Genomic DNA, 22,478 nt, shown 5'->3' on the forward strand with positions numbered 1-22,478 from the left:
GATATAAAGGAAAAATAAATAAAATACTTTGAAATACTTTAGATTCACGAGCATAGATGACAGTTAGTACCATAAAAAACAGAATTAGCGTTTCTCGCAAGCTTAAAGCTGTATATAAAGCCAAACTTGGAAATAACAGATAAAACCATATTGATACTTTTGTAAAAATATTTTTGGCATATAAAGTGAAGAATAAAATAATGTAGAGAAAAGTATTGTAAAACCCTAAGCTAATAGGAGAAACAGGAGCTGGAAATGGCAATAATGCGAGCAGAGCACTGGCTTGAAATACATTATCACCCCCTGTGAATGCTTCAACGAGCCCTAGCTCACCAGATCTTATTGCATTAACTCCTTCCCAGTATCTAAATTGATCGCCCATATAAGAAGTACTAAACAAAAAATCGTTCAGAAAGAATGGGATCAAGCAATGTAATCCCAATACTATTTGATAGTTAGATGGAACTCTAAACTTGTATCCAAGAATAACAATTAGTAGCAAGCACATTAACATACTGGGTAAATCAAAAAGCCTGATACCTAAAAACCCATATGTATAAATCCAACTTAGGTCTGACATTCGCTTGTCTCTATAATTTAATAATAAGAAAGTTCAAATTACATATCTGTTTTGGCTACTATCAATGGACTGTTGTTGTGATTATCATATTGGGGCATTATTCTAATTTAACCTACTGGCTTTGTACGGCTGTTTTTTGAAGGGTATGATGCCGATTGTAGTCTAAAAATTTTATATATTCAAAAATATAAATATAAATTTGCTATCCATATAAATTATTGTTTCTCAAGCCAAGCTTGGAACATCAATATATTCCATAGTTGATCTTGATGATTATATTTTCCACTCAAGTGTTCCTTCCACATCATACGTATTGGTGCGGGATAAAAGTAACCTTGCTTTAATAATAGTTTTTCATCTAATAATGCTTCAGCCCAATCACGTAATGAACCTCGCAACCAATCGTGCAGAGGCAAACTAAAGCCCATTTTAGGGCGCTCAATTAATTGGCGAGGAACATGACGAAATAGCACCTGCTTTAGTAACCACTTACCTTCACCGTTACGTATTTTGTAATCCAATGGCATTTTCCAAGCCAACTCAACAATACGATGATCTAGCATCGGTACTCGGGTCTCTAAACTATTAGCCATAGCAGCGCGATCAACCTTCACCAATATATCATCGACCATATAAGTCTGTGCATCCATAGCCATCATCGCGTGTTGAAAGCTATCTGTCTGCGGCCAACAATTTATGTCACTTATCAAAGCACTAGGTTCTTTTGCACCTATAACTAATTGCTCAGGCTGCTGCCAATGACTGGTTAATGACTGGTAAAAACCCTGTTCACTATCAATATTTAGCACACCTGCTAGCTTGTGAGCCTTATCACCAGGAGCGCTCAATCGTAGTCGCTCAGGAATAATAGGATTAAATGTTTTAAAAACAGTATCCCAGCTATTTGGTGCTAAAGCAGTCAGCATACCCGATGCGAAGCGTCTCATGGGTCTAGGTAATTTACGATTTTTATTCCAAACGTGCTGAGCCATGAGGTAGCGATTATAGCCTCCAAATAGCTCATCACCCCCGTCACCACTTAAGGCAACCGTCACATGCTGACTTGCTAACTGACTGACTAAAAAAGTCGGGATTTGTGAACTATCTGAAAATGGCTCACAGTATATAGATGATAGTTTCGGTATCACTGATAAAGCATCTTTAGGGGTTATATAAAGCTCAGTATGTTCAGTACCAATGTGCTTGGCCACAGCCTTTGCATGTACGGCCTCGTTATATCCTTCATCCTCAAAACCAATAGTAAAAGTCTTAATTGGCCGCTCGCTTTGTGCTTGCATTAATGCAACTATGGTACTGCTATCAATACCGCCACTTAAAAAAGCACCAAGTGGAACATCCGACTGCATTTGACTGCCAATACTCTCCACAAGTGCTGATTCTAAAACATCAACTGCTTGCTCTGGACTGCCAGTAAAAGGATTTTCTAGCCCTGTTTCAACTGCAGTATTAAAACTCCAATAGGCCTTAGGTATTGTTGTCTTAGCAGCCTCTATTTTTGCTAGAGGCAATTGTAACCAGTAACCAGGTCGCAATTTTTTAATGCCTTGATAAATACTATAAGGAGCAGGGATGCAGTTGTGACGCAACAGTAAAGTGATTGCGTCACGATTGATATCTGCTTTAAAAACAGGATGTGATTTCAACGCTTTTAATTCAGAGCTAAAGAATAAACTGTTGCCTTGCCAACCCCAATATAAGGGTTTTTCACCCATTCTATCCTTTGCAAGAGTCAGTATTTTTTCTTGCTTATCCCATAGAGCAATGGCAAACATGCCTATCATAGACTGTAAGGCTCTCTCTATACCCCAAGCCACAAAACAAGCAAGCATCGTCTCTGTATCTGAATGACCTTTCCATTGCAGCAAAAAGCCCTCTTGATTAAGCTGTTGACGCAGTTGCAGATGGTTGTATATCTCACCATTAAATACAATCACATACCTTCCACAATTAGAGTGCATCGGCTGCGCACCTGCAGGTGAAAGCTCCAAGATAGCTAAACGCCGATGGCCAAGCGCCAATCTCATAGTTTTATCTAACCAGCTATCACCAGCGTCTGGTCCTCTATGATAGAGAGCATCATTCATTTTTTTTATTGAGGTAGTAGCAGAGTAACCACTAGCATGTGCATTAAAAAAACCATTTAAACCACACATAGCTACCTCTGTATTTCGTTTGCGAAAGGAATTTTCAAATCATGTATAGGTGCTGAATACAAATGTAACCACTTTTGTACAGCGGTCGATAATGAGTAGTGCTTTATGACTCTCTGACGAGCCTTAGCACCTATTTGTAAACATTCATCATCACTTAAGTTCAAAGCCAGTTCAAGCGCAGCGGCAAGTTTTTGTGAATCTTTGGAAGGAACAAGAAAACCTGCATTACCCACCACTTCTTTTACACCACCGCAGTCTGTAGCAACTACAACTCGATTACATGCCATCGCCTCAGCAACGACCAACCCAAAACCTTCCCAAGCTGAAGATAGTGTAAAAATATCTGCTGCAGACATCAATGATGGAATATCTGATCTAAGTCCAAGAAATTTGACTTTATCGTTTAAACCCAATAACTTTACTTTTTCTTCCAGTTTATTAAGCTGAGGACCGTCCCCAACTATTACTAGCTTTATATTTTTATACTTATCGGAGATTTCTGATATAGCAGATAAAAGATTAGGATAATCTTTTTGCTCATTTAGTCTGCCGACTGCCAAAATTAACTGCTGATCGTCTGTAACACCTAGTTCCCGTCGTATATCACTCCTTGCTTGTGGAGAAAAAACGAACTCGGTAGTAGAAATACCATTATACAAAGTCAGCATTCTTCCACGTCGCACAGCTTTCTTTTCAATAAATGCCTCAACTGCTTCATCACTGACATTAGTAGAAATATCCGCAAGCTTATCTGTCAAACGATAAGCTAAAAACCTTGTCCATCCTTCTTCATCAGTATTGTGAGCGCTACTAATTAATTTAGGTATAGTTTTTGACAGACGCAGAGTACGACAAAGTATATTAGCATGCACTAAATGACTATGTACGACATCTGGTTTGAACTCATCAATCAATTTACGCAACTTCAAATAGCCGCTTGTTAGACTGCCGAATGATTTAATTTCTAAGTTTATTAAACTTATACATTTATTTTTTGGAACAACTAATGCTTCACCTGTCAAATAAGCAATTTTCACTTCATGACCTAAGTCTACAAGTTGATCAGCTAGGGTTGTTACTACTTTTTCGGCTCCTCCCATACCCAAACTAGTTATAACCATTAAAACCTTCATTTTTCTTACCTTATAGGAATAGATTATTAGAGTTTAAGTGTTTATCGAGATAAGGTCGGTCCAATTCAAAAAACATCGTACTGCTGAAACAGATTTTTCAAACCTTCTAGAATATAAAGCCCAGAGCAAGCCATAAAGAATATATCAGTATAAAGCTGTTTTTGTTACATCTACTTTAGATTGAATCGACTATATTTAATAAAATAATTATTTTATTAAATATTAGTAAACCACTATCAATTTCTTAATTAACAAATCTGTGGATAATTAAAAAATTATTTTTATTTTTATTTTTATTTTTAGAAAAAATATAACTATCACTATAGTATTTCGTCTATTTGATACATTCTATTTATATTTTTTTAAGCTAGATAAAAATAACTGTAAAGCCAAAGTCAATACTCATTCTAGCAATGTTCTTAGTAATCTTTGATCTCTCTGGAATAATAACTATCACCTCCTTACAAATATGTCCAATATTTAGCATAACTGAACTTAGATTGCCACCAATCAGTATGATAGAAGCATCTTTTGCATTTTCTAAAATAGCCTCTTCAGCTATTTGCCCTTTTTTATCTAGAGTTTCAGCTCTGATTCTAAGCAATTTTTTTTCTCGAGGATGAGTAACGTACGCGCTAAAATTCCAATCTTCTAAATACTTCTCTAACCTCTTAATCTCTTTATCGCTCCTAATCTCTTCAAAAGGAGCACCTATAAAATAAGTTTTGGTTGTACTCTTTTCCTCATAAGAAGATCTTTTTAGCTTATCCAAAAAAAATATTTTGCTAGAGTCAACTATATTCTCATAGCCATCGTACATAGTATAGTGCTTATCAATCAAAGTTTTAACCTGAGTTAAAGATAGTCCATTTAGTAAAAACCTATAAAAAACATCCCTTATACTTCTACTTTCTTTAAAGTATGAATACGAACTCTTAGTATCAATATTGCTAGTGCCATCATCAAACGTTATTAATCTACAATTATGATTTGACCTTATCAAAGAAGTGATATAAAAAGCATCAATACTTGCACAAAAAATAGTATGGTATTGAGAGTAGTTATACCATGATCTAGAGCGAAGCTTAAAAAAAATAAGTGATAGAACATTAATTCTATGTGATAAGACAAAGATATATTCAGATCTTTTAGCCTTTAAAGCTAACTTCTGATAATAATAATTATCCTCTATGGAATTATTCTGCGTAAAATAAACTAAGTCAAAACTATCAACTTTTTCTTCTATTAGAACCCTTTCGGCTAGCCATGCCTGAAAAGGAGTTCTTATAATCAATAGTTTATTCATAATTTTTTGTTTCTATATTTTTTATATAAATATGACTATTAGTTACAGGATGATTAATTAACGCTTTTTTAATAAGTTTTTTACCTATAATTTCAGATAGATGCTTTGGTAATAAGCCAAACCCAGGTCGTACACTACGTATAGACTCTTCAGTGATTGTGTCACCTGCCTGCAGATCCTGTACAAAATACAATGAACGGCGAAACTTAATATTAGCCTCTTCGCTAGACTTTCTCTCGTAATCTATCTGACCAAGCGCTTGCCAAGCTGTCTTAGTATCACGACATAGAGCGATCAAATCTGCAGGCTCTAATGAAAAACTATCATCAGGACCACCACCATTACGATCAAGAGTAAAGTGTTTCTCGATAATAGAAGCCCCAAGCGCTATGCTGGTAATAGCTGTGGTGTTATCAAGAGTATGATCTGACAAACCTGTTACTAGCCCAAAGCGCTCTATCATATCTGGAATAGTACGTAGGTTATAATCTGAAGCTGGCGCAGGATAACCACTTACGCAATGCAAGATAGCAAGCTCCTTACAGCCACCAACACGTGCAGCATCTATCGCTTCTTCTATTTCTTCAATATTAGCCATTCCTGTAGATATAATCATTGGTTTGCCAGTGCTAGCAACATATTTGATCAATGATAAATCGACCGCTTCAAAAGATGCTATTTTGTATGCAGGAGCATCTAAACCTTCTAATAAGTCTACGGCTGTCGTATCAAAAGGTGAGCTAAATATAGTAATACCTAATTGCCGAGCACGATCGAAAAGCGGCTTATGCCAATCCCAAGGTGTATGAGCCCACTCGTATAAATCATATAAAGTACGTCCAGCCCATAATCCAGCTGAAATTTGAAAGTCTGGTAAGTCTGACTTTAAGGTAATCGTATCAGGTTTGTATGTTTGCATTTTAATAGCATCAGCACCGGCCCTTTTGGCTTCTTCGACAATACGTAACGCTACATCAAGGTTTCCATTATGGTTTGCTGACATCTCAGCAATGATATAAGGTGCTTTACCCTTACCTATGATACGACCATTGATATTGAGGCTATTCATCATTTATTTTCTCCAAAGTAACTTTATACTTCTCACCGTATATCTCTATATAAGCAGGAAACCGCTCAGGGTCACAGACTCTGATTTTATCAAATTGACTTTCTATACTCTTCTGAGGATCAATTGCGCTATCAGCTGGTGTGCGCTTCGGATAATACGTTGGTTCTATACTTAGGTTTTGTGGCTTAGGCACAATATTATTAAGGTTACTAACCGCAAAATTTATTAATTCAATTTCCCTTTCAAACACTTGCTTATTGATTTCATTCCACAAAGCATGTTTAGGGACTTGAAACTTTAATTTTTTCCATATTTTGCCGCTATCGACTTTATCGCTAGCTTCTAGCAAGGTTAAAGTCAGCTCCTCTTTTCCTTCTAAAATGCTCCATATATGAGGGCTCCAACCTCTACCTTGAGGTAGATCACTTGCATGAAGGACTAAACAGCTTGTATAAGCATTGCGGTCTCTACTATCTATAATTTCTGTACAAGAAATTAAAAATAAAATATCTCCTCCGGACAAATGCTTTTTTTGACGTACTAGCTCTATTTCATGTTTGTTATTATTATTTCTAATCCACATAAATAAATAGTCATTGACTGGATGTGCGTGATCACTACATAGGAAACTAATTCTCATGTTATTTCCTTGGCTATTGAATTAGAGCTTTAGAGACCCGTAATACTCCGAATCCATCAGTAATTGCACTAGCTGCCTTACTCATTTCTTTCATTTTTGGTATCACTGCTTCTATATACTGCGCGAATACTAACGGCTCAGTCTCCAACATAGCTATTTCAAACGTCTGGGCGGCACCTGCATCTTCTAATGCCCTAGCAATAGCGCGCTGATTGTCAGCCAAAATCAACATAATAGTTGGTACCCCCAAGCAGCATCTTTCCCATGACGTTGATCCTGCCGCACCAATAGCCAAATCACTATGGACCATTAGCTCGGCTATATTATCCACCCCTACTTTTACTTCTGTTATCCATGGCATTATTGAAGCTTGTTGTTTCACTACTTCAATCCATGGTGATGTTAAACCCATTACAACGACAATTGAACATTTATCAGGTAGAGTATTAGGTTGCAGCGCTTTCAAGATTCTAGTCGTTATATTGTCTTTATCAACACCACCTAGATTAATTAAAACCCTTGCCAAATTACCTTTTCGGCGCTGATATAAGCTGTATCCTCGCCATTCAGCAAACTCAGGTCTGAGTAAGGTATAAATAGGTCCACAAAGTAGTTGGCAGTCTTTATCAATATAACTATAGTAATCTTGCGGGTTACGGCCAAAGTTTTGATCGAGCAATATATCGCAATCATGGTTTCGATCTGCTAAATCATCGATTACCATTAACTTTTTACAATATTGACGTAGCCTTTTTTCCCAACTTTCATCTAAAGAGTAATGGTCAACAATTAACCAATCAGGCTTTATCTGCTCCACTATCGAGCGACTTAGCTCTGCATCTCTTTGCTGCGTACTAGCTAACCAATCAGCGTGAGCAAGTACAGCCTTATTGTTTGCTTCAACATGCGAATCACTTTCTAAAGGAAGCGGATATACTTGATGTCCATGCTCCTGTATTTTCTCAATTAAATTTCCATGATGCCGACGACATATAAAACTACATTCAGCTCCTTGCTGAGCCATTTCATTAGCTAAAGTCAGACAGCGCATGACATGACCAGACCCTATTTTAATAGAAGCATCACAGCGAAATACAATCTTAAGTAATGGTGCTTCCATAATTAGTACTCACTTACCCGCAGCAACGCTTGTGCTACTTTCAAATCCTCAAGATCATCTATATCTACTGCACTTTGTAATGATATAGGTTCAAATGTATGACCTGGTGAGTAGAACGTCTTGTGAGTCAATAAATCTTTTACAGTAGATATCCAAATAGAACCTGTTGGACAATAAAGTTTTGGTAAGTCTTGCGAGCGCTGCGTCAATGTTTCAGAAAAAATTTGAGTGGGTTTGCCTATATCATCAATTGTTGCTGCCCACCACGGATTCATCCATCCATATTCAAAACAGCTGATTTGAGCCGTGCGATTCTTTGCTTCAAATATAGCAACTTGCGACTTAATATCTGCACTGGTTCGTAATGGGCAATTAGCCATCAACTGGACCACTACAGTATATTCTTCGTTCCAATACTCCATAGCCTGCTGTAAAGCAAATGTTGTCGCCGCGCTGACTGTGCAATAATCATCAGCAAAGTCTTTGCGAAGAAAAGGTACTTGTGCACCATTTTGTATCGATATTTCTGCTATCTCTGGATCATCTGTAGATACGACGATACGATCAAACAACTCTGACTGCTTGGCAGCCCTAATAGTCCAAGCAATCATCGGCTGACCATTAAAGTCAGAAATGTTTTTCTTAGGGATTCGTTTTGAACCTCCTCGAGCAGGAATAATTGCAATTCTGCGTTTTACCATAATGTCCACCCGCCATCAGCCTGAATTGTTTGACCATTGATGGCTTTACATCTATCTGACACTAGAAGCTCTAGAGGTCCGATGAGGTCAGCTTCAGATAACATGCGGCCACTTGGGTTTAGCTGTGCATATCTAGCTTCAAAACCTGCATCAACACGCCCACTAACACCACCATAAGCAATACAATTAACCCTTATATCAAAGCCAGAAAAACGTACAGCAAGCTCTTTTGTTAAATGTATTAATGCCGCTTTGGCAACACCGTACTGAATAGGTGACTGCCGTGGGTAATCCTCATATAGAGCAGGATTGGCAGCGACAAGACCATATTGAGAGCCTATATTGGTAATTGTGCGTAATTGATGTGGTTGGGTATTAAACAGCGCCATTGACAGCTCATAAGGTACTACGACATCAATCAAATATTCAGCTAAAAAATCATCCCGTCTCGTTTGACCTAGTAAATCTGTCTGCAAAAACTCCAAACTGCGAGCATTATTGATCAAATGATTGATTACATATCCATCTTTTTTAATTTTAGCCACGGTTTCTTTTACAGCTTGTGGTTTAGTAAAATCGACTATAAAAGGTATCAAACAATTACCACTACCTATCTCTTCAATTAGACTCTTTGCATTTTCTTGACAGGTCGTTGTAAATAAAACCTGCCAGCCTTTACCTGCAAAATGCTCTACAAATTGCCTGCCAAATTTGCCTGTACCACCAGTAATTAAGATCGTCTCTGTCATTGGCTACCTCTTTCAAGCAACTTAACCACAGTTATATTAAAATCCTTAGCTGACATCACCTTTCTATCTTGTATACCTTCTACAAAAGCCTGCAAAGCTGTCTTGAATGCAGAAAATGAGTCAGTGAATTCAAAGTCCTTCCAGCCATTCGTACCACATACCCGAATCCAGATTGAAGACTGAACATCATCGCCAACAGCGAAAAAGCTTGTTTGTAAACCACTTTCCCAACGAGCCATTAAGCTACCCGATCCCCTATCTTTGTCAGCAGAAAGGGCTGTCATTTCTACTGTTTTATCACCTTCTGGGAGCATGTTTAGCACAGGCTCAATAATATGAACAGCATACTTAGACCATGATTTTGGCGTGAATGCTATAATTTTTCTAAGCTGTCCTAGCATTTGCCTATCCGCCATAGTCAAGGTTAACTGCTTACTGTACCTTAAGGCTGAGCAGGTAAAAATCTGACCTGGATATTGTTCTAATGCATATATCTTATTTACAGCATCAATTGACAATGCAATGGGTTTATCTATATAGATAGGCAAGCCCTGACGTAAAAACGGTTCAGCAAATTTTAGATGATTAGGGGCATCATCACGCGCCAAGAGAACTGCATCTACTTGACCAATCATCTCTGTGTAACAAGACATAACTTGCTCGATTTTTGCGGCTTTGGCAATATGCCTAGAAAGCGCTATATCTTGTGTCCAAATAGCGGTAACTTTCGCGTCTTTGATTTGACTCGCAGACCAGTCCTGCTGCTCTAAGTAACGTGGTATTACTGGATAGCCACATTTTTCCATTTCTACCGGATCATAACCATTAAAGATAGCGCTCCACGAGTAAGGGTGCCCATTACCTTCAGATGAACCGATTACGCCCAGTTTTAATGTCATAGCTGCCATCTCGACGGATTAATCAAACCCTCATCTACTGATTGTAAGCAGTCAGGGATATCAGTAATAGGAGTATCCATTGCAGCAGCTATTTGTTTCAGCTGCCAAATACTATCTACTCCGACTATAATTTTGTCGATATCACTATATTGGTTAAGATAGCTTAGGCATGCCTGCAGAGGAGAGATGCCTTGTTGATTTAACCAGTGGTGATACTGCTTAATTAATGACGCCCACGGAGTAAAGTACACTGGGATTTTTTCGCTTGGCATTAATAGAAGACCTTGCAAAAAAGCAGATCTAATATGAATGGCTACACCTGTTTTTTTTAGCTGTTTAAGCACTCCTGTATTCTCCATCCGTCTATCTAGTATATTCATAGGTGCTTGAATTACGTCGAAATCAAATCTTTTGATCAGCTCGGATAATTCATCAGGACCATAAACAGAAACTCCAATCTTATCGACCATACCCTGCTCTTTGAGTCTTAACATTGACTTGTATATTTTCTCTCCGTTCGACTCTAGCAATTGGCCTGGCCTATGTAATAACAAGTCATTCAATTTGTCAGTTCTTAAGCGCTTTAATGAAGACACTGTTTGCTCTAACACCCATTCTTCTACGTTTAGACAATTTGATGGCACTGCAGGTAACTTACTTGTTATTTCGAACTTCGCAAGGTTGTGCAGACCTAATACTTGCTCGCTATCTCCATAAGCAATGGCCGTATCAAGCATAGTTATATTAAATGCGCTGGCTACTTTAAGTAACTGCTCAATGGCGTCGCTTGATACTTTACCTGTCTCATTGGCTAGACCATATGCCAGTCCGAATTGAGCGGTTCCTAAAGCCAACTTCTGGCTCTGTTCTGCGATATTCACGATTTTACGCATAATAAGGTTTGCAATGTGGAGCAGACAGTATCCTGCTGCTCATCAGTCATTGCTGCAAACATAGGGATGCTGATTGCTTCTTTATAATACTGTTCTGCTTGAGGGAACTGGCCGGCTGTAAAACCTATTTCTTGATAATAGGGCTGCATATGTACAGGGATATAATGCAGATTAACTAAAATACCTGCAGCGCGCAGCGCGTTAAACACATCAAGATGAGTGATACCAATTTGTTCTAATTGCAGACGAATGACGTATAGATGCCAGGCTGAATAACTGTCTGAGCGCTGCCATGGCAAAGTAATTGGAAGGTTTTGAAGTAGTTCGTTATAGCGAGACGCTAGCTCATGACGCTTAATAACAAACGTCTCTAGCCGTTGCATTTGTGATAGCCCAAGAGCGGCTTGCAACTCTGTCATACGGTAGTTAAAACCTAATGTAATTTGCTGATAATACCAAGGACCATCCATAGCCTGTGTCATCAGTCCTTCATCACGGGTAATACCATGACTGCGAAGTAGAAGCATTTTTTCTGCTAACTCGGCTTTATTGGTTACCGCAACTCCACCTTCAGCACTGGTGACTATTTTGACTGGATGAAAACTAAATATTGTAATATCACTATAGCGACCATTACCAATAGGCTCGCCTTTATATTTACCGCCAATAGCATGTGAGGCATCTTCAATAATTTTAAAACCATACTTTTTTGACAAGCTATATATTGCTTGCATGTCACAAGCTTGGCCACTGAAATGCACAGGGATTACTATTTTAGGTAGCTTTCCTGACTTTTCAGCTGCAATCAGCTTTTCCTCTAATTGTTTCGTACAAAGATTATAAGTGTGAGGATCGATATCAACGAAATCAATTTTGGCCCCACAATACAGACCGCAATTTGCTGAAGCGACAAAAGTATTTGGCGTTGTCCAAAGCCAATTGTCTTTGCCTAACTCTAAAGCCAAACAAGCAATATGTAGTGCAGATGTTGCACTATTAACAGCAACAGCATACTGGGCATCACACGCATCTATAATAGACTGTTCAAATGCAGGAACCTGAGGTCCCTGTGTTAAAAAGTCTGACTTTAATACCTCAGTAACTGCATCGATATCCTGCTGACTGATACTTTGACGACCATAGGGAATCATTTAAATACTCCCTATTTTTTCGCGGTTTATTTCCAGCCAATCTTGTAGATCGCCATCAGACATCCACTCAGAATTACTATCACTGGCATAAACAAAACCTTGAGGTACTTTTTTACCATCTTTGATTCGTCTTGGACATGCTGCCCAATTATTGATCATGGGCAAAATTTTGAAATGCTCAGGATACTCATAGGTGTAGTAAGAGTCTTCGCTACTAATCATTTGTTCATGTAGTTTTTCGCCTGGACGAATACCTATAATTTCATGCTTGGCTTCTGGAGCGATTACTCTGGCTAGATCTTTCATTTTTATAGAAGGTATTTTTTTAACGTAAATCTCACCACCAACCATATCTTCAAGTGCATGCCAAACTAACTTAACACCATCTTCTAATGAAATCATAAAGCGGGTCATACGATCGTCTGTAAGCGGTAGCACACCTTTATCTTTAATAGATATAAAAAAAGGAATAACTGAGCCACGAGAACCCATTACATTACCGTAACGTACTACTGAAAATTTAGTTCCATGCTCTCCAGAATAAGCGTTACCTGCTACGAACAATTTATCGGAAGCCAGTTTAGTAGCACCATAAAGATTGATTGGACTACTGGCTTTATCAGTAGATAGCGCAACCACACCTTTAACCCCTTTATCAATACAAGCATCAATTAAGTTCATTGCCCCATTAATATTGGTTTTTACGCACTCAAAGGGATTGTATTCAGCCGTAGGCACAATTTTAGTAGCGGCAGCATGTACAACGTAATCAACTCCATCTAGTGCACGATATAAGCGCTCCTTGTCACGAACATCACCGATAAAAAAGCGAATTCTATCATCACCGATGAATTTTTTCGCCATATCCCACTGCTTCATCTCATCACGTGAAAAGATGATAATTTTTTTAGGATTATATTTTTCCAAGGTCATTGGCAAGAAAGTATTACCAAATGAACCAGTACCGCCGGTGATGAGAATAGTGCTATCAGTCAACATGTAAAATCCCTCTACCAGTTGCAAAGCTACCAAATATTGTTCGATAATTTATTCTGTAATAAACTTAACAAAACTATAACACACATATATATACATATAACAGCATATATATGTCTATTAATTAAAATATTCAGATAAAAACGCTGGTTTCTAAATAGATTAAATAATGGAAATTAATCACCAAAAAAAAGTGTTGGTCTAAATATATGAAAATACAAATATTTAGACCAACACTTTTTTATTCAGCAAAATTTACGTCTGTCCTTAATTAAGATCTTCTAAAAAAATAGTACAAGACATATTACTAAATATAGATAAACCAAGGACGGTAACAACTATTATAGAGATCATAACACTAGCTCTGACTAATCATTAGTATAGTCAGTTCAAAATAAAATTGTTATGCCTTGGACAAAGATCATAAAACAATTTGGATAAATCATTCTCCATCCAGCCTTGGCGTAGAAACTTCACCTGAGCCCATTTCTTTTCGATAGGGTTTAGGTCAGGGCTGTACGGTGGCAACCAAAGAATACGATGCCCGTGCCTGTTTAGTAGCTTTTGAATGCGTTTGCTCTTATGAAATCTGGCGTTATCCATCACAATCACGCATTTGGTTTTAAGACTTGGGATTGACTTGTGTTTGCACCAGTGATAGAAGACGATGCTGTTGATGTTTGTCTCAAAGTAATCAAGCGCAAACAGCATCTTTTCATACAGAGCACCAATAACGTTGGTTCACTTTTTACCTTGCCAGTTGTAGCTATCGATACAAGGCTTACCAATCGGTGCATAACCATGAGAGCGAATGGCCTCGTGCCCAAAGCCGCTTTCGTCCATATAAACAATGGGATAGCATTGCTGCGTAAAGCTATCAAGCTTTCTCTGATACGCCGCTCTTTTTATTGGATGCTTTAAGGTCTTTTTTTTGACTGATGCCTAGGCGCTTTAGGGCATGATAAATGCCTGTTTTACTACAATTTAAACGACGTGCTCGCTCATACTGGTAATCATTAGGATGTTCTTTGACATCATTAAGTAGTACTTCATCTGGTATTTTATAGGGTTTGGTTTGCCTGATTGTTTTGCTATGAACACGTCTCTTCCAGTTTTGTATGGTGGTTGGGCTGAGATTATAGAACTCAGCCGCCCCGGCAAAGGTCATACCCTCGTCTAAGCTTTTAAGAACTTATTTGCGAAAATCTAGTGAGTAAGTCATAGTATTTATGATAACAATTGGGTTTGATAATTAGTTTATAACACTTTTAAGTGGGATTTACTATATTATCAGCACCTAAAACCGATTCAACATTTATAAGTAAATTTTCAGATTTCAACTTGTTTATTGTATCTTGCAACGCCCATAATGGTGCATTTATTTTCTCTGCTATTTCTAGATTCGTACTAACACCATCACAGTAAGCCAGAAAATTCATCATATTTTTGATAACTGAGCTACTATCTTTGGTGCCAATAGTAGGATGCAAGCCTCTCTTGCCAAGCTGTGGTTCACATAAACAGTTCGTTGCAAGTGTTTCGTTTGCTTCAAGACATTCAATCGACTTTTTTAACACCTCATAACTACCAAGCAGCCCATTAGTAGTCACTAGCTCCAAGTCATCTAAAGAAGTGTGGTACTCTGGATAGCACCCATACTTTGTTCTCATAATTGAACATACAGGCAGATCTATTCCCTTACTACAATACTGTCTCTCATCACTTCCTCTGTCCAAAAAAGAATAACTGATAAACTCTGGATGAGTGTGAGTTAAGACATGTTTTGCCACTTGATCTGCTAGAGTATTGCCAGTTCTAGAAGGCAAGTATGAATAAGCCCTATCATCACCTACACAGGTAATATTAAACCCAGCAATAATATTTTCTTTCATTGCCTTATAATGACGACTGAGATATGTGATTGAGCCAATAGTTTCAGGGATAATGATAATGCGGTAAGTATATTTTCTGAATGGCAAGCTTAAAAGCCACTTTGCCAAAAAGATCGTTACCACTGGACCTGATAGCTCATTGTTTGCCATTGAGGGATGACACAGATAACTGGATAAAAAAACCTCCTCTTTCGTTGCACCTGGAATGATCAACTCCCCGTAAGTTAAGCTTCCTTCTCGTAAATCACTGTCTATATATACGCTATAAGTGCCAGGTTTAAGTGCATCCCTCTCTTGTTGAGTGATGCAAAAACCCCATCTTTCTTCATAGTATGAGGTTATATACGGTATCGCATTCGGCTGCTCTGGCAATGAATAAAGATGGTTCTGTAATTCCTCGAGCGATATCTCTTGATTAATGGATATAGAGTAGCCAACCGCATGAAGGTTAGAAACTTGAAAATCACATATCTTTTTGCCGTCAGGAGTAATGATAAAGGCATCTCTAATATTCCACTCTTTTGGAATTTCCCAATCAAAACATTTGGTGCCAGTTGCCACTTCAAAAACATTCAAACCATTCAATTGCATATCATTTTTTAGAATATTTAAAGACTCTCGAAAGCCTGTGCCAGTTATGCTACGACATATAGGGAAAAGCTTTTCACACAGTTTATGCATTTCTATACCAATATCTCTCATTACTTGGTTCTCCTTTGAACTAGTCGAGAATATTCTTTTTTCTATCTAATTTTCATGCCATTGAAATAAAGCACTTCAACTTTAATAGATTAAAATTAATCACTAAAATTATGCTATAAAGTATTCTTTTTGTAAATGCATTATATTTATTATTAATTATATATACTGTTGTAGTAACCAAAAGGTAATAAAAATAGCTCTATTTGTTGTATGTACAGTACTGAAGATAGAAAACTGTAGTGGCATAATAGAATTGGAAAGTATTTAAGAGGATTATACTAACCCAAAGAGGAAACTAGTATGACCAACAAACGCAACCAATACACCTGAGAATTCAAATTAGAAGCTATTAGTTTAGTCACTGATCACAACCGCATCATACCTGATGTGGCCGATTCTTTAGGGATAGGCAAATCGACCTTACAGAAATGGCTGAGTCAATACCGTCAAGAAATGACTGGCCAAGCACCTAAAGTCGGCAATGCCTTAACGGATGAACAGCGTGAGCTTCAAGATCTGCGTAAGCAGGTTAAGCGGCTTACCATGGCGCGCGACATTCTAAATGAGGAGGGATAAAACTAAGCACTGCTTCGCCCCGACGCAAGACAAGAGCCATGCTCAAGTGAGGCTTCCGCTCTGCTGGCATTGGACAGCCTGAAAGACTATCGCTAATCAGTCAGCTTGCAGAGCAAGATAAACGGGTCAGTAAAAGCCTTCTGTGCAAGCTGTTTGGCGTGATAAAAAGCAGTTATTACTATGGAATTCAGCCAAAATCAATCAGCCTTGAAACCGTCAAACACAAGGCATTAATCCGTCAAATATTCAACGACTCAAAGCACTCAGCAGGCGCTCGTAGCATTGCCGCCATACTAATGAATAAGCATAATATCAAGCTGACTCGTTATATGGCAGGTAAACTTATGAACAGCATGGAGCTTAAAAGCTGTCAGTTAAAAACACATAAATATAAGCATGCTGATAAGCAGCATAAAGCTCATGACAACATTTTAAATAGAGATTTCAGTCCAACGGCGCCCAATCAAGTCTGGACGGATGATGTAACCTATGTTCGTATCAAGGGTGGCTGGTATTATATAGCGGTGGTGTTAGATTTATATGCTCGGCGTATTGTTGGCTTTGCTGTATCAGATTCCCCTGATAGCGTGCTGACTGCTAAAGCGTTGCAGATGGCGTATCAGACGCGCTTAAAGCCAAGTGGGGTGTTGTTTCACTCTGATCAAGGCACCCATTACACCAGTAAGAAGTTTGCTGAATCCGTGGCCAGTTGTGATGGTATGACGCAAAGCATGAGCCGTCGTGGAAATCCACTACGGGCATAGCCTTTCGTCTTGCACTAGGGCAAAGCAGTGCTTTGCTAATCCTCGCTCATGGGACAACGCGCCAACTGAAAGATTCTTTAGGAGCTTTAAAATGGAATGGATACCAAAGGGCGGCTATGAGAATATCTTTGAGGCTAAAATTGCCATGATTGATTATATCTGGGGCTACTATTAAACCGTGAGACTGCATGCGTTCAATGATTATTTGCCACCAGCAGAGAAAGAGAAACGTTACTTTAACAAAAACCTCTTATCAGGGGTCCTAAATTAGTTGACCACTACAGTTTTCTTTGCTTAGGCTATCTCTTTTTGTATTCGTCGTATTTAGCTTTAGTTGCTCTTAAAATTAGTGTTGGTGTTATTTGGTATAGTTTTAAGAACATGTATCTAGTTCTTTTTTGCGGCAACGCTAGCTTCGCGTAGCTTTTTCCTAGAGCAAAGTTTTCCCCGAATGTTGCTCCCACTACTCCACTGTATACTCTGCTATTAATATATGTCCTGATACTATCCTTTTTAAGGATCGTAGGGTTTTCTATAGCTTCTTCTATTAGCATCTTTACAGATGGTGATATATCTCTTAAAGATGTGATATTTGGGTGTTTCTGGCCTGCTAAGCTCTCACTCTCCATTATGCCGCCTGTCCCTCTGAAGTAGTAAGCTGTTACCCTATCTGATGTTGCTACTTGGTAAGCTAGCGCAATCTTTGCCCAATACTTTAAGTCCTCACCCATCTTTTCATTACTAAAACCGCCAGCGTTATTGAATGCTTCCTTACTTATTGCAACAGACGAGCTACATATTATCCCGATGTCTTTTGAAGCTTCTAAAAAATAGTCTATGAAACGAATATTATTAGGTTCTTCTTCATTCATTGTAGATGGCTTTAGGTTTGTATTTATCACTAAAAATTTACTTGCTACCATTCCTACAGATGGGCAAATACTAATGATCTTGTCTAATTCTTTTAAGTGATTTATAGACCAAGCATCATCCGCGTCAAGCAGAGCTATCCAATCATATTTCGCTTTAGTCATCCCCTTATTTCTTGCGGAGCCTACGCCCTGATTAGCCTGTTTTATTATTTTAATTCTAACGTCTGAAATATTTTTAATAGCCGTTAAACTGTCATCAACGGACCCGTCATCTACAATAATGAGTTCGAAGTCTGTAAAGCTTTGAGAAAGAACACTTTCTACTGCTCTTAGGATGTATTTCTCTTTATTATATAGTGGTATAACGACACTAAACATTTAGATAGCCTTACGTTCAATCGTTGAATTTGCATCTGCCAATGCTAACGGTAAAATAATATCCGCACTAGTAACAGCACTTTGTCCCTTACTTCGTGATATTGATTTAGTTTTTGCTTTTTAGCACTACATCTTTTCGTACGGTTGGGGTGTGCTAAAAAGTATGCTGGCGATAGAAATCAATAAAACATTGCTTTGATTTGCCATATTTTATAATGTTTTTAAGCTTTTAAAAAAAGCTTAAATTTTGATCAGCATACTTTTTGAAACACCACTATAAATTTAAGTTTTTATGGGAGCTCTCTGTTGATATAGTCAAGTCTTTATAAAATCGATACAGCCCATATTCTAAAACTGAACCGCCCCGAGTATATCGGAGGGTGTTTTATTTGAGTCAGGCAGCTTCACCTAACAGATTAAGATTATCATAATACCGCTTTTCAAATTCAAAAGGTGATATATATCCGATAGTGCTATGCAGTCGTATTTTGTTAAACCAATCCACCCATTCAAGGGTTGCCAGTTCAACATCATTAACGCCAGTCCAGTTTTCCTTCAAATAGTCAATTACCTCAGACTTATAGAGTCCATTGACCGTTTCAGCCAGTGCATTGTCATATGAATCGCCAGTTGTGCCAACAGAGGCAATGATACCAGAGTCCATCATTTTATCGGTGTAGCGGATGGATAAATACTGAACCCCTCGATCGCTGTGATGAGTCACATCTTTGGGATGGTTTCTATCTGCTATTGCTTGATTTAACGTCGCCATCACCATATTGGTATTCATGCGATTCGATACTTTCCAGCCCACAATGGCACGAGCAAACACATCAATAATAAAAGCGGTATAGACCCAGCCACTCGTTGTCTTAATATAAGTGAAGTCCGCCACCCAGAGCTGATTAGGACGATGGGCATTAAAGTTACGATTGACCAAGTCCTCAGCACGCTTTTGGTCGTCACGGCTGTTGGTGGTAATCTTACCCTTACCACGCCAGACTCCTTGTAGGCCATGCTGTCTCATTAAACGCTCTATGGTACAACGAGCAACTTTTAACCCGTCAGCTTTCATCTGCTGCCAGACTTTGCGTACACCATAACGGCATTTGCTGTCCTGCCAAATACGTTTAATCTCACCGATGTAAAAGTCGTCATGCTGACTGCGAAGGGAACGCTTCTCAGGGCAATCCTCCAAGTATTTAGCACGGTGATAGGTTGATGGGGCAATCGGTAAGACTCTACAGATCAGCTCGACCCCATAAAGATGCTTGTTATCTTCGATGAATTGAATCATGGTTTTAGTCAGCGGTCGAGCTCCGCCTGGGCGAAAAAAGCAGCAGCCTTCCTGATAATCTCGTTGGCTTGCTTGAGTTCTTTGTTCTCACGCTCGAGCTCCTTAATGCGTTGCTCTTGGCTTTGCGCTTGTACTGAAGCAGGGATGGTTTGATCGATGTGCTTTTTATGCCAAGACCTCAGGGTTTCAGGCGTACAGCCAATCTTAGGGGCTATAGCTTGAATCGCTGACCAAGTGGATGGGTAGTCGTTTGATGCTTCAATGAGCATGCGAACAGCACGTTCTCGAATCTCAGGATTGTGAGTTTGTCTTTTCATTGTCGTATTCTTTCAGAATGTTGAGCCTCCGACAATACCGGGGCGGTTCACTCCTTGCTTCTTCGGCTACCAAAGTAGAGATAATTTAAAACACCTTAATTTAACTTACTTTGTTTCCTTATCTAATAGTTGCTCAATTTGTTGAGTTATTTTGCCTAATACCTTTTCTTCATTAAAAAAATGAGCTTTATCAATGCAGCTCTCATAATAGTCGTCCGAACGCTTAATTAAAGATAAGACACGTTGTTGAAAATTTACCGACTTAACATCTTCTGGAACAAAAGATATACCTGTTGCACCACCAAAACTCTCTATAAACTCAGCACAAAACCCAGCACTCTTGGTTGTAATAGCTGGCACACCGCGAGCATGCGCTTCGAGTAAGGTAGTCGCAAATCCTTCATGATAACTGGTAATAGCAAAACATTTTATGCTGTCATATATTGATGGTAGTTCTTTTCTATCAGACCAACCTTGTAGCTCTATGATGTCTTGTAATCCTGCTTGCTCAATAGCTTTAATAATATTGTTTTTTTCTTCACCACGCCCTAATATCAGAGCCTTAATTGTTTCAGTATTTTGAGCGTTAAGTCTACTAATCAAATCAATAAAAAGTAGAATATTTTTTTCACTGGACAATCTAGAGATAATCCCTAAATCATATTTTTTGGCAGCTTTAGACACACCGAAGAACCAAGGTGATATGAAATTTCCAACAAACTCTACTTCGACTGGAAAAGCTTGTACATTCTCTTTATTCACACTAAATATTTTGTCGCAAAAACGGCTCGACAATCTTAAGAAATGGTACTCAGCATCACTATGCCCCAAACCAGCAGTATTCTTTTTCTGTAAATACAAGTGTAGAAGGGAAACCACCTTAAATCCTTGTAATCTAAAGACTGCTGCTAACCATAGTGAAGACAGATCATTAAGTACGATAACTTTAATACCAGAACTTTTAAGAGTTTTGGCAAGATGTAATGAACTAGACAGTCGCTTAGTTTTTGAAGCAACTGAATCCATCCTTATAGTAGGGCAAGAAAAACTGTCAGGTTCTGAAGTTGCGATTACACTAGTGAGACCGCTATCATTCATATAGCGACATAGATTCTCTATATAAATCTGCCCACCACCCCAGATCTTTTCACTAGGCGAGTATATACATACATCTAAATTCTTTGTCATAAGTAAAAGCTCGAATACTGCAGAAGATTCTTCATGAATATAAAAACGATGACATAACTGGCATTAATATTAAGTAAGCAGAGCATATGGCGCTAAAAAATAACTGTACTTCCAACGTTACTTTATTGGTATTCTTCCAAATACTCTCTTAACTACATGCTTCGCTGAATATTTTACAACTGTTATATAAGTTACTGTTAAGTGCTTCTTTTTTAGTTTATAAAAACTATAAAAGTCCTTTGCGCGAAGATACTGGTATAACCTGTTTGCAATCATTTCCTTATAATATATTTGTTCGTCAGTACTCGCGACTTCACTGAAGTCAACATTATATACATACGTAGACTCTAAATCTTTGCTTAGCGTGGTTCTGTTCTCCGCTTCTATTCGATATATTGCAGTGAAAATTTCACTCTTGACCAATCCATACTCTCGAATCATCCTATCCCATAAATCTGTATCTTCACCAATTTTTAAATTGGTGTTATAGAAGCCCATAGAAATGAAGCATTGTTTATTTATCACTGCCGTACCTGTCCAAACTAAAAGCTCTCTAGCCGCTTCTTTAAAGTAACGATCAATCTTGAATATCGTACTGTTACGTTTGTGTTTAAACAACCGTCTATTATCTGAGTACCTAAAAGACGTGCTGAAAAACTTTTCATTTGGAAAAACTATAATCATATTTGCCACTTCTTCCAAATGATTTTCTAACCATAAATCATCACCATCCAAAAAAGCAATCCATTCAAACTGAGCTTCTATGATGCCACGATTACGAGCAGCAGAAACTCCTAGATTGGTTTGATTGATTAGACGAATTCTGTGATCATTGATTTTTTCAACTTCATTGACACTATTGTCCGTCGAACCATCATTGACCACCAAAATTTCAAATTCCTGAAAAGATTGATTCAGAACTGAGAGTATTGTATTTTCAATACTAAGTTCTTTATTATATAAGGGGATCACTACAGAAAACATATTATTCCAATATCTCAAATATGAGGTTTAAATTGATAACTATTTGACATCTCAATCGAAGCTCAATGTTGGTTATCAGATTCTTGATAGTAAACCT

Annotated in this window: 20 protein-coding genes, 2 pseudogenes and 1 other annotated feature; of the genes and pseudogenes, 2 read left to right on the top strand and 20 right to left on the bottom strand. The window is 38.1% G+C overall.

Features of this window, described 5'->3' with window-relative positions; translation table 11 throughout:
* The 16 genes and pseudogenes from ACMHKH_RS12645 to ACMHKH_RS12720 form a co-directional block, all read right to left on the bottom strand.
* Positions 1-580, bottom strand: a pseudogene (locus ACMHKH_RS12645) (hypothetical protein); the annotation flags it as partial.
* 215 nt (positions 581-795) lie between these two features.
* Positions 796-2,754 carry an asparagine synthase (glutamine-hydrolyzing) gene (asnB, locus tag ACMHKH_RS12650; RefSeq protein ID WP_413520999.1) on the bottom strand — a complete coding sequence of 653 codons (1,959 nt, stop codon included), beginning with the start codon at positions 2,752-2,754 and terminating at the stop codon, positions 796-798.
* A gap of 2 nt (positions 2,755-2,756) precedes the next feature.
* Positions 2,757-3,887: a glycosyltransferase gene (locus tag ACMHKH_RS12655; protein WP_413521000.1), complete on the bottom strand. Its 1,131-nt coding sequence runs from the start codon at positions 3,885-3,887 to the stop codon at positions 2,757-2,759.
* A 367-nt stretch (positions 3,888-4,254) separates the two neighbouring features.
* On the bottom strand, positions 4,255-5,193 hold the full coding sequence (locus ACMHKH_RS12660) for a glycosyltransferase family 52 (RefSeq protein WP_413521001.1): 939 nt from the start codon (positions 5,191-5,193) through the stop codon (positions 4,255-4,257).
* On the bottom strand, positions 5,186-6,265 hold the full coding sequence (pseI, locus tag ACMHKH_RS12665) for a pseudaminic acid synthase (RefSeq protein ID WP_413521002.1): 1,080 nt from the start codon (positions 6,263-6,265) through the stop codon (positions 5,186-5,188). The genes ACMHKH_RS12660 and pseI overlap by 8 nt, the downstream gene beginning before the upstream one ends.
* The gene (locus ACMHKH_RS12670) at positions 6,255-6,902 is read right to left on the bottom strand and encodes a formyltransferase family protein (RefSeq protein ID WP_413521003.1); all 648 of its coding nucleotides are present in this window, start codon (positions 6,900-6,902) and stop codon (positions 6,255-6,257) included. The genes pseI and ACMHKH_RS12670 overlap by 11 nt, the downstream gene beginning before the upstream one ends.
* Before the next feature lie 13 nt (positions 6,903-6,915).
* Positions 6,916-8,022, bottom strand: a complete 1,107-nt coding sequence (pseG, locus tag ACMHKH_RS12675; protein WP_413521004.1) for a UDP-2,4-diacetamido-2,4,6-trideoxy-beta-L-altropyranose hydrolase — start codon at positions 8,020-8,022, stop codon at positions 6,916-6,918.
* 2 nt (positions 8,023-8,024) lie between these two features.
* The gene (locus tag ACMHKH_RS12680; protein WP_413521005.1) at positions 8,025-8,723 is read right to left on the bottom strand and encodes a cytidylyltransferase domain-containing protein; all 699 of its coding nucleotides are present in this window, start codon (positions 8,721-8,723) and stop codon (positions 8,025-8,027) included.
* Complete coding sequence (locus tag ACMHKH_RS12685) at positions 8,717-9,472, bottom strand: SDR family oxidoreductase (RefSeq protein ID WP_413521006.1); 756 nt, start codon at positions 9,470-9,472, stop codon at positions 8,717-8,719. The genes ACMHKH_RS12680 and ACMHKH_RS12685 overlap by 7 nt, the downstream gene beginning before the upstream one ends.
* Entirely contained in the window at positions 9,469-10,371 is a 903-nt protein-coding gene (locus ACMHKH_RS12690; protein ID WP_413521007.1) for a Gfo/Idh/MocA family oxidoreductase, read from the bottom strand. Before ACMHKH_RS12690 ends, ACMHKH_RS12685 begins: the two co-directional genes overlap by 4 nt.
* Positions 10,368-11,252, bottom strand: coding sequence for an aldo/keto reductase (locus ACMHKH_RS12695; protein WP_413521008.1), 885 nt, complete (start codon positions 11,250-11,252; stop codon positions 10,368-10,370). Before ACMHKH_RS12695 ends, ACMHKH_RS12690 begins: the two co-directional genes overlap by 4 nt.
* The gene (gene pseC, locus ACMHKH_RS12700; protein ID WP_413521009.1) at positions 11,249-12,415 is read right to left on the bottom strand and encodes a UDP-4-amino-4,6-dideoxy-N-acetyl-beta-L-altrosamine transaminase; all 1,167 of its coding nucleotides are present in this window, start codon (positions 12,413-12,415) and stop codon (positions 11,249-11,251) included. Before pseC ends, ACMHKH_RS12695 begins: the two co-directional genes overlap by 4 nt.
* The gene (pseB, locus tag ACMHKH_RS12705) at positions 12,416-13,414 is read right to left on the bottom strand and encodes a UDP-N-acetylglucosamine 4,6-dehydratase (inverting) (protein WP_413521010.1); all 999 of its coding nucleotides are present in this window, start codon (positions 13,412-13,414) and stop codon (positions 12,416-12,418) included.
* Between the two features lie 381 nt (positions 13,415-13,795).
* A complete protein-coding gene (locus tag ACMHKH_RS12710; RefSeq protein ID WP_413521011.1) occupies positions 13,796-14,122 on the bottom strand; it encodes a transposase in 327 nt (108 codons plus the stop codon).
* 166 nt (positions 14,123-14,288) lie between these two features.
* Positions 14,289-14,579 carry an IS630 transposase-related protein gene (locus tag ACMHKH_RS12715; protein ID WP_413521012.1) on the bottom strand — a complete coding sequence of 97 codons (291 nt, stop codon included), beginning with the start codon at positions 14,577-14,579 and terminating at the stop codon, positions 14,289-14,291.
* A gap of 100 nt (positions 14,580-14,679) precedes the next feature.
* Positions 14,680-16,005 carry a DUF4910 domain-containing protein gene (locus ACMHKH_RS12720; protein ID WP_413521013.1) on the bottom strand — a complete coding sequence of 442 codons (1,326 nt, stop codon included), beginning with the start codon at positions 16,003-16,005 and terminating at the stop codon, positions 14,680-14,682.
* A 342-nt stretch (positions 16,006-16,347) separates the two neighbouring features.
* Here ACMHKH_RS12720 and ACMHKH_RS12725 point away from each other — a divergent pair.
* Together ACMHKH_RS12725 and ACMHKH_RS12730 are read left to right on the top strand one after the other, a co-directional pair.
* Positions 16,348-16,581, top strand: a pseudogene (locus tag ACMHKH_RS12725) (transposase); the annotation flags it as partial.
* A 95-nt stretch (positions 16,582-16,676) separates the two neighbouring features.
* Positions 16,677-17,345, top strand: coding sequence for an IS3 family transposase (locus tag ACMHKH_RS12730; protein WP_413521027.1), 669 nt, complete (start codon positions 16,677-16,679; stop codon positions 17,343-17,345).
* A 299-nt stretch (positions 17,346-17,644) separates the two neighbouring features.
* On the opposite strand, the gene ACMHKH_RS12735 is transcribed toward ACMHKH_RS12730, so the two are convergent.
* The 4 genes from ACMHKH_RS12735 to ACMHKH_RS12750 all read right to left on the bottom strand — a co-directional run bounded on the left by ACMHKH_RS12735 (position 17,645) and on the right by ACMHKH_RS12750 (position 22,381).
* Entirely contained in the window at positions 17,645-18,595 is a 951-nt protein-coding gene (locus ACMHKH_RS12735) for a glycosyltransferase family 2 protein (RefSeq protein WP_413521014.1), read from the bottom strand.
* Positions 18,596-18,989: 394 nt separating this feature from the next.
* Positions 18,990-20,209 (bottom strand): IS3 family transposase gene (locus ACMHKH_RS12740; RefSeq protein ID WP_413521015.1). Its coding sequence is split into 2 segments (ribosomal slippage): positions 18,990-19,933 and positions 19,933-20,209, totalling 1,221 coding nucleotides; the frame shifts between segments, so codons are not numbered across the junction.
* Positions 19,818-19,934, bottom strand: a sequence feature (AL1L pseudoknot). (Overlaps the previous gene by 117 nt.)
* Positions 20,210-20,314: 105 nt before the next feature.
* Entirely contained in the window at positions 20,315-21,397 is a 1,083-nt protein-coding gene (locus ACMHKH_RS12745; RefSeq protein ID WP_413521016.1) for a glycosyltransferase family 4 protein, read from the bottom strand.
* A gap of 117 nt (positions 21,398-21,514) precedes the next feature.
* Complete coding sequence (locus ACMHKH_RS12750; RefSeq protein WP_413521017.1) at positions 21,515-22,381, bottom strand: glycosyltransferase family 2 protein; 867 nt, start codon at positions 22,379-22,381, stop codon at positions 21,515-21,517.
* Between the last annotated feature and the right edge of the window lie 97 nt (positions 22,382-22,478).

Origin of the sequence: Psychrobacter glacincola (genome assembly GCF_965118485.1) — a bacterium.
Classification (GTDB): domain Bacteria; phylum Pseudomonadota; class Gammaproteobacteria; order Pseudomonadales; family Moraxellaceae; genus Psychrobacter; species Psychrobacter glacincola_D.

Excerpts from the sequence above, each read along its gene's own strand:
- pseG (WP_413521004.1), bottom strand. The coding sequence starts at position 8,022 with ATGGAAGCACCATTACTTAAGATTGTATTTCGCTGTGATGCTTCTATT.
- asnB (WP_413520999.1), bottom strand. The coding sequence starts at position 2,754 with ATGTGTGGTTTAAATGGTTTTTTTAATGCACATGCTAGTGGTTACTCT.
- pseB (WP_413521010.1), bottom strand. The coding sequence starts at position 13,414 with ATGTTGACTGATAGCACTATTCTCATCACCGGCGGTACTGGTTCATTT.
- ACMHKH_RS12735 (WP_413521014.1), bottom strand. The coding sequence starts at position 18,595 with ATGTTTAGTGTCGTTATACCACTATATAATAAAGAGAAATACATCCTA.
- ACMHKH_RS12660 (WP_413521001.1), bottom strand. The coding sequence starts at position 5,193 with ATGAATAAACTATTGATTATAAGAACTCCTTTTCAGGCATGGCTAGCC.
- ACMHKH_RS12670 (WP_413521003.1), bottom strand. The coding sequence starts at position 6,902 with ATGAGAATTAGTTTCCTATGTAGTGATCACGCACATCCAGTCAATGAC.
- ACMHKH_RS12690 (WP_413521007.1), bottom strand. The coding sequence starts at position 10,371 with ATGACATTAAAACTGGGCGTAATCGGTTCATCTGAAGGTAATGGGCAC.
- ACMHKH_RS12750 (WP_413521017.1), bottom strand. The coding sequence starts at position 22,381 with ATGTTTTCTGTAGTGATCCCCTTATATAATAAAGAACTTAGTATTGAA.
- ACMHKH_RS12685 (WP_413521006.1), bottom strand. The coding sequence starts at position 9,472 with ATGACAGAGACGATCTTAATTACTGGTGGTACAGGCAAATTTGGCAGG.
- pseI (WP_413521002.1), bottom strand. The coding sequence starts at position 6,265 with ATGATGAATAGCCTCAATATCAATGGTCGTATCATAGGTAAGGGTAAA.
- ACMHKH_RS12680 (WP_413521005.1), bottom strand. The coding sequence starts at position 8,723 with ATGGTAAAACGCAGAATTGCAATTATTCCTGCTCGAGGAGGTTCAAAA.
- ACMHKH_RS12745 (WP_413521016.1), bottom strand. The coding sequence starts at position 21,397 with ATGACAAAGAATTTAGATGTATGTATATACTCGCCTAGTGAAAAGATC.
- pseC (WP_413521009.1), bottom strand. The coding sequence starts at position 12,415 with ATGATTCCCTATGGTCGTCAAAGTATCAGTCAGCAGGATATCGATGCA.
- ACMHKH_RS12710 (WP_413521011.1), bottom strand. The coding sequence starts at position 14,122 with ATGCTGTTTGCGCTTGATTACTTTGAGACAAACATCAACAGCATCGTC.
- ACMHKH_RS12715 (WP_413521012.1), bottom strand. The coding sequence starts at position 14,579 with ATGACCTTTGCCGGGGCGGCTGAGTTCTATAATCTCAGCCCAACCACC.
- ACMHKH_RS12720 (WP_413521013.1), bottom strand. The coding sequence starts at position 16,005 with ATGAGAGATATTGGTATAGAAATGCATAAACTGTGTGAAAAGCTTTTC.
- ACMHKH_RS12655 (WP_413521000.1), bottom strand. The coding sequence starts at position 3,887 with ATGAAGGTTTTAATGGTTATAACTAGTTTGGGTATGGGAGGAGCCGAA.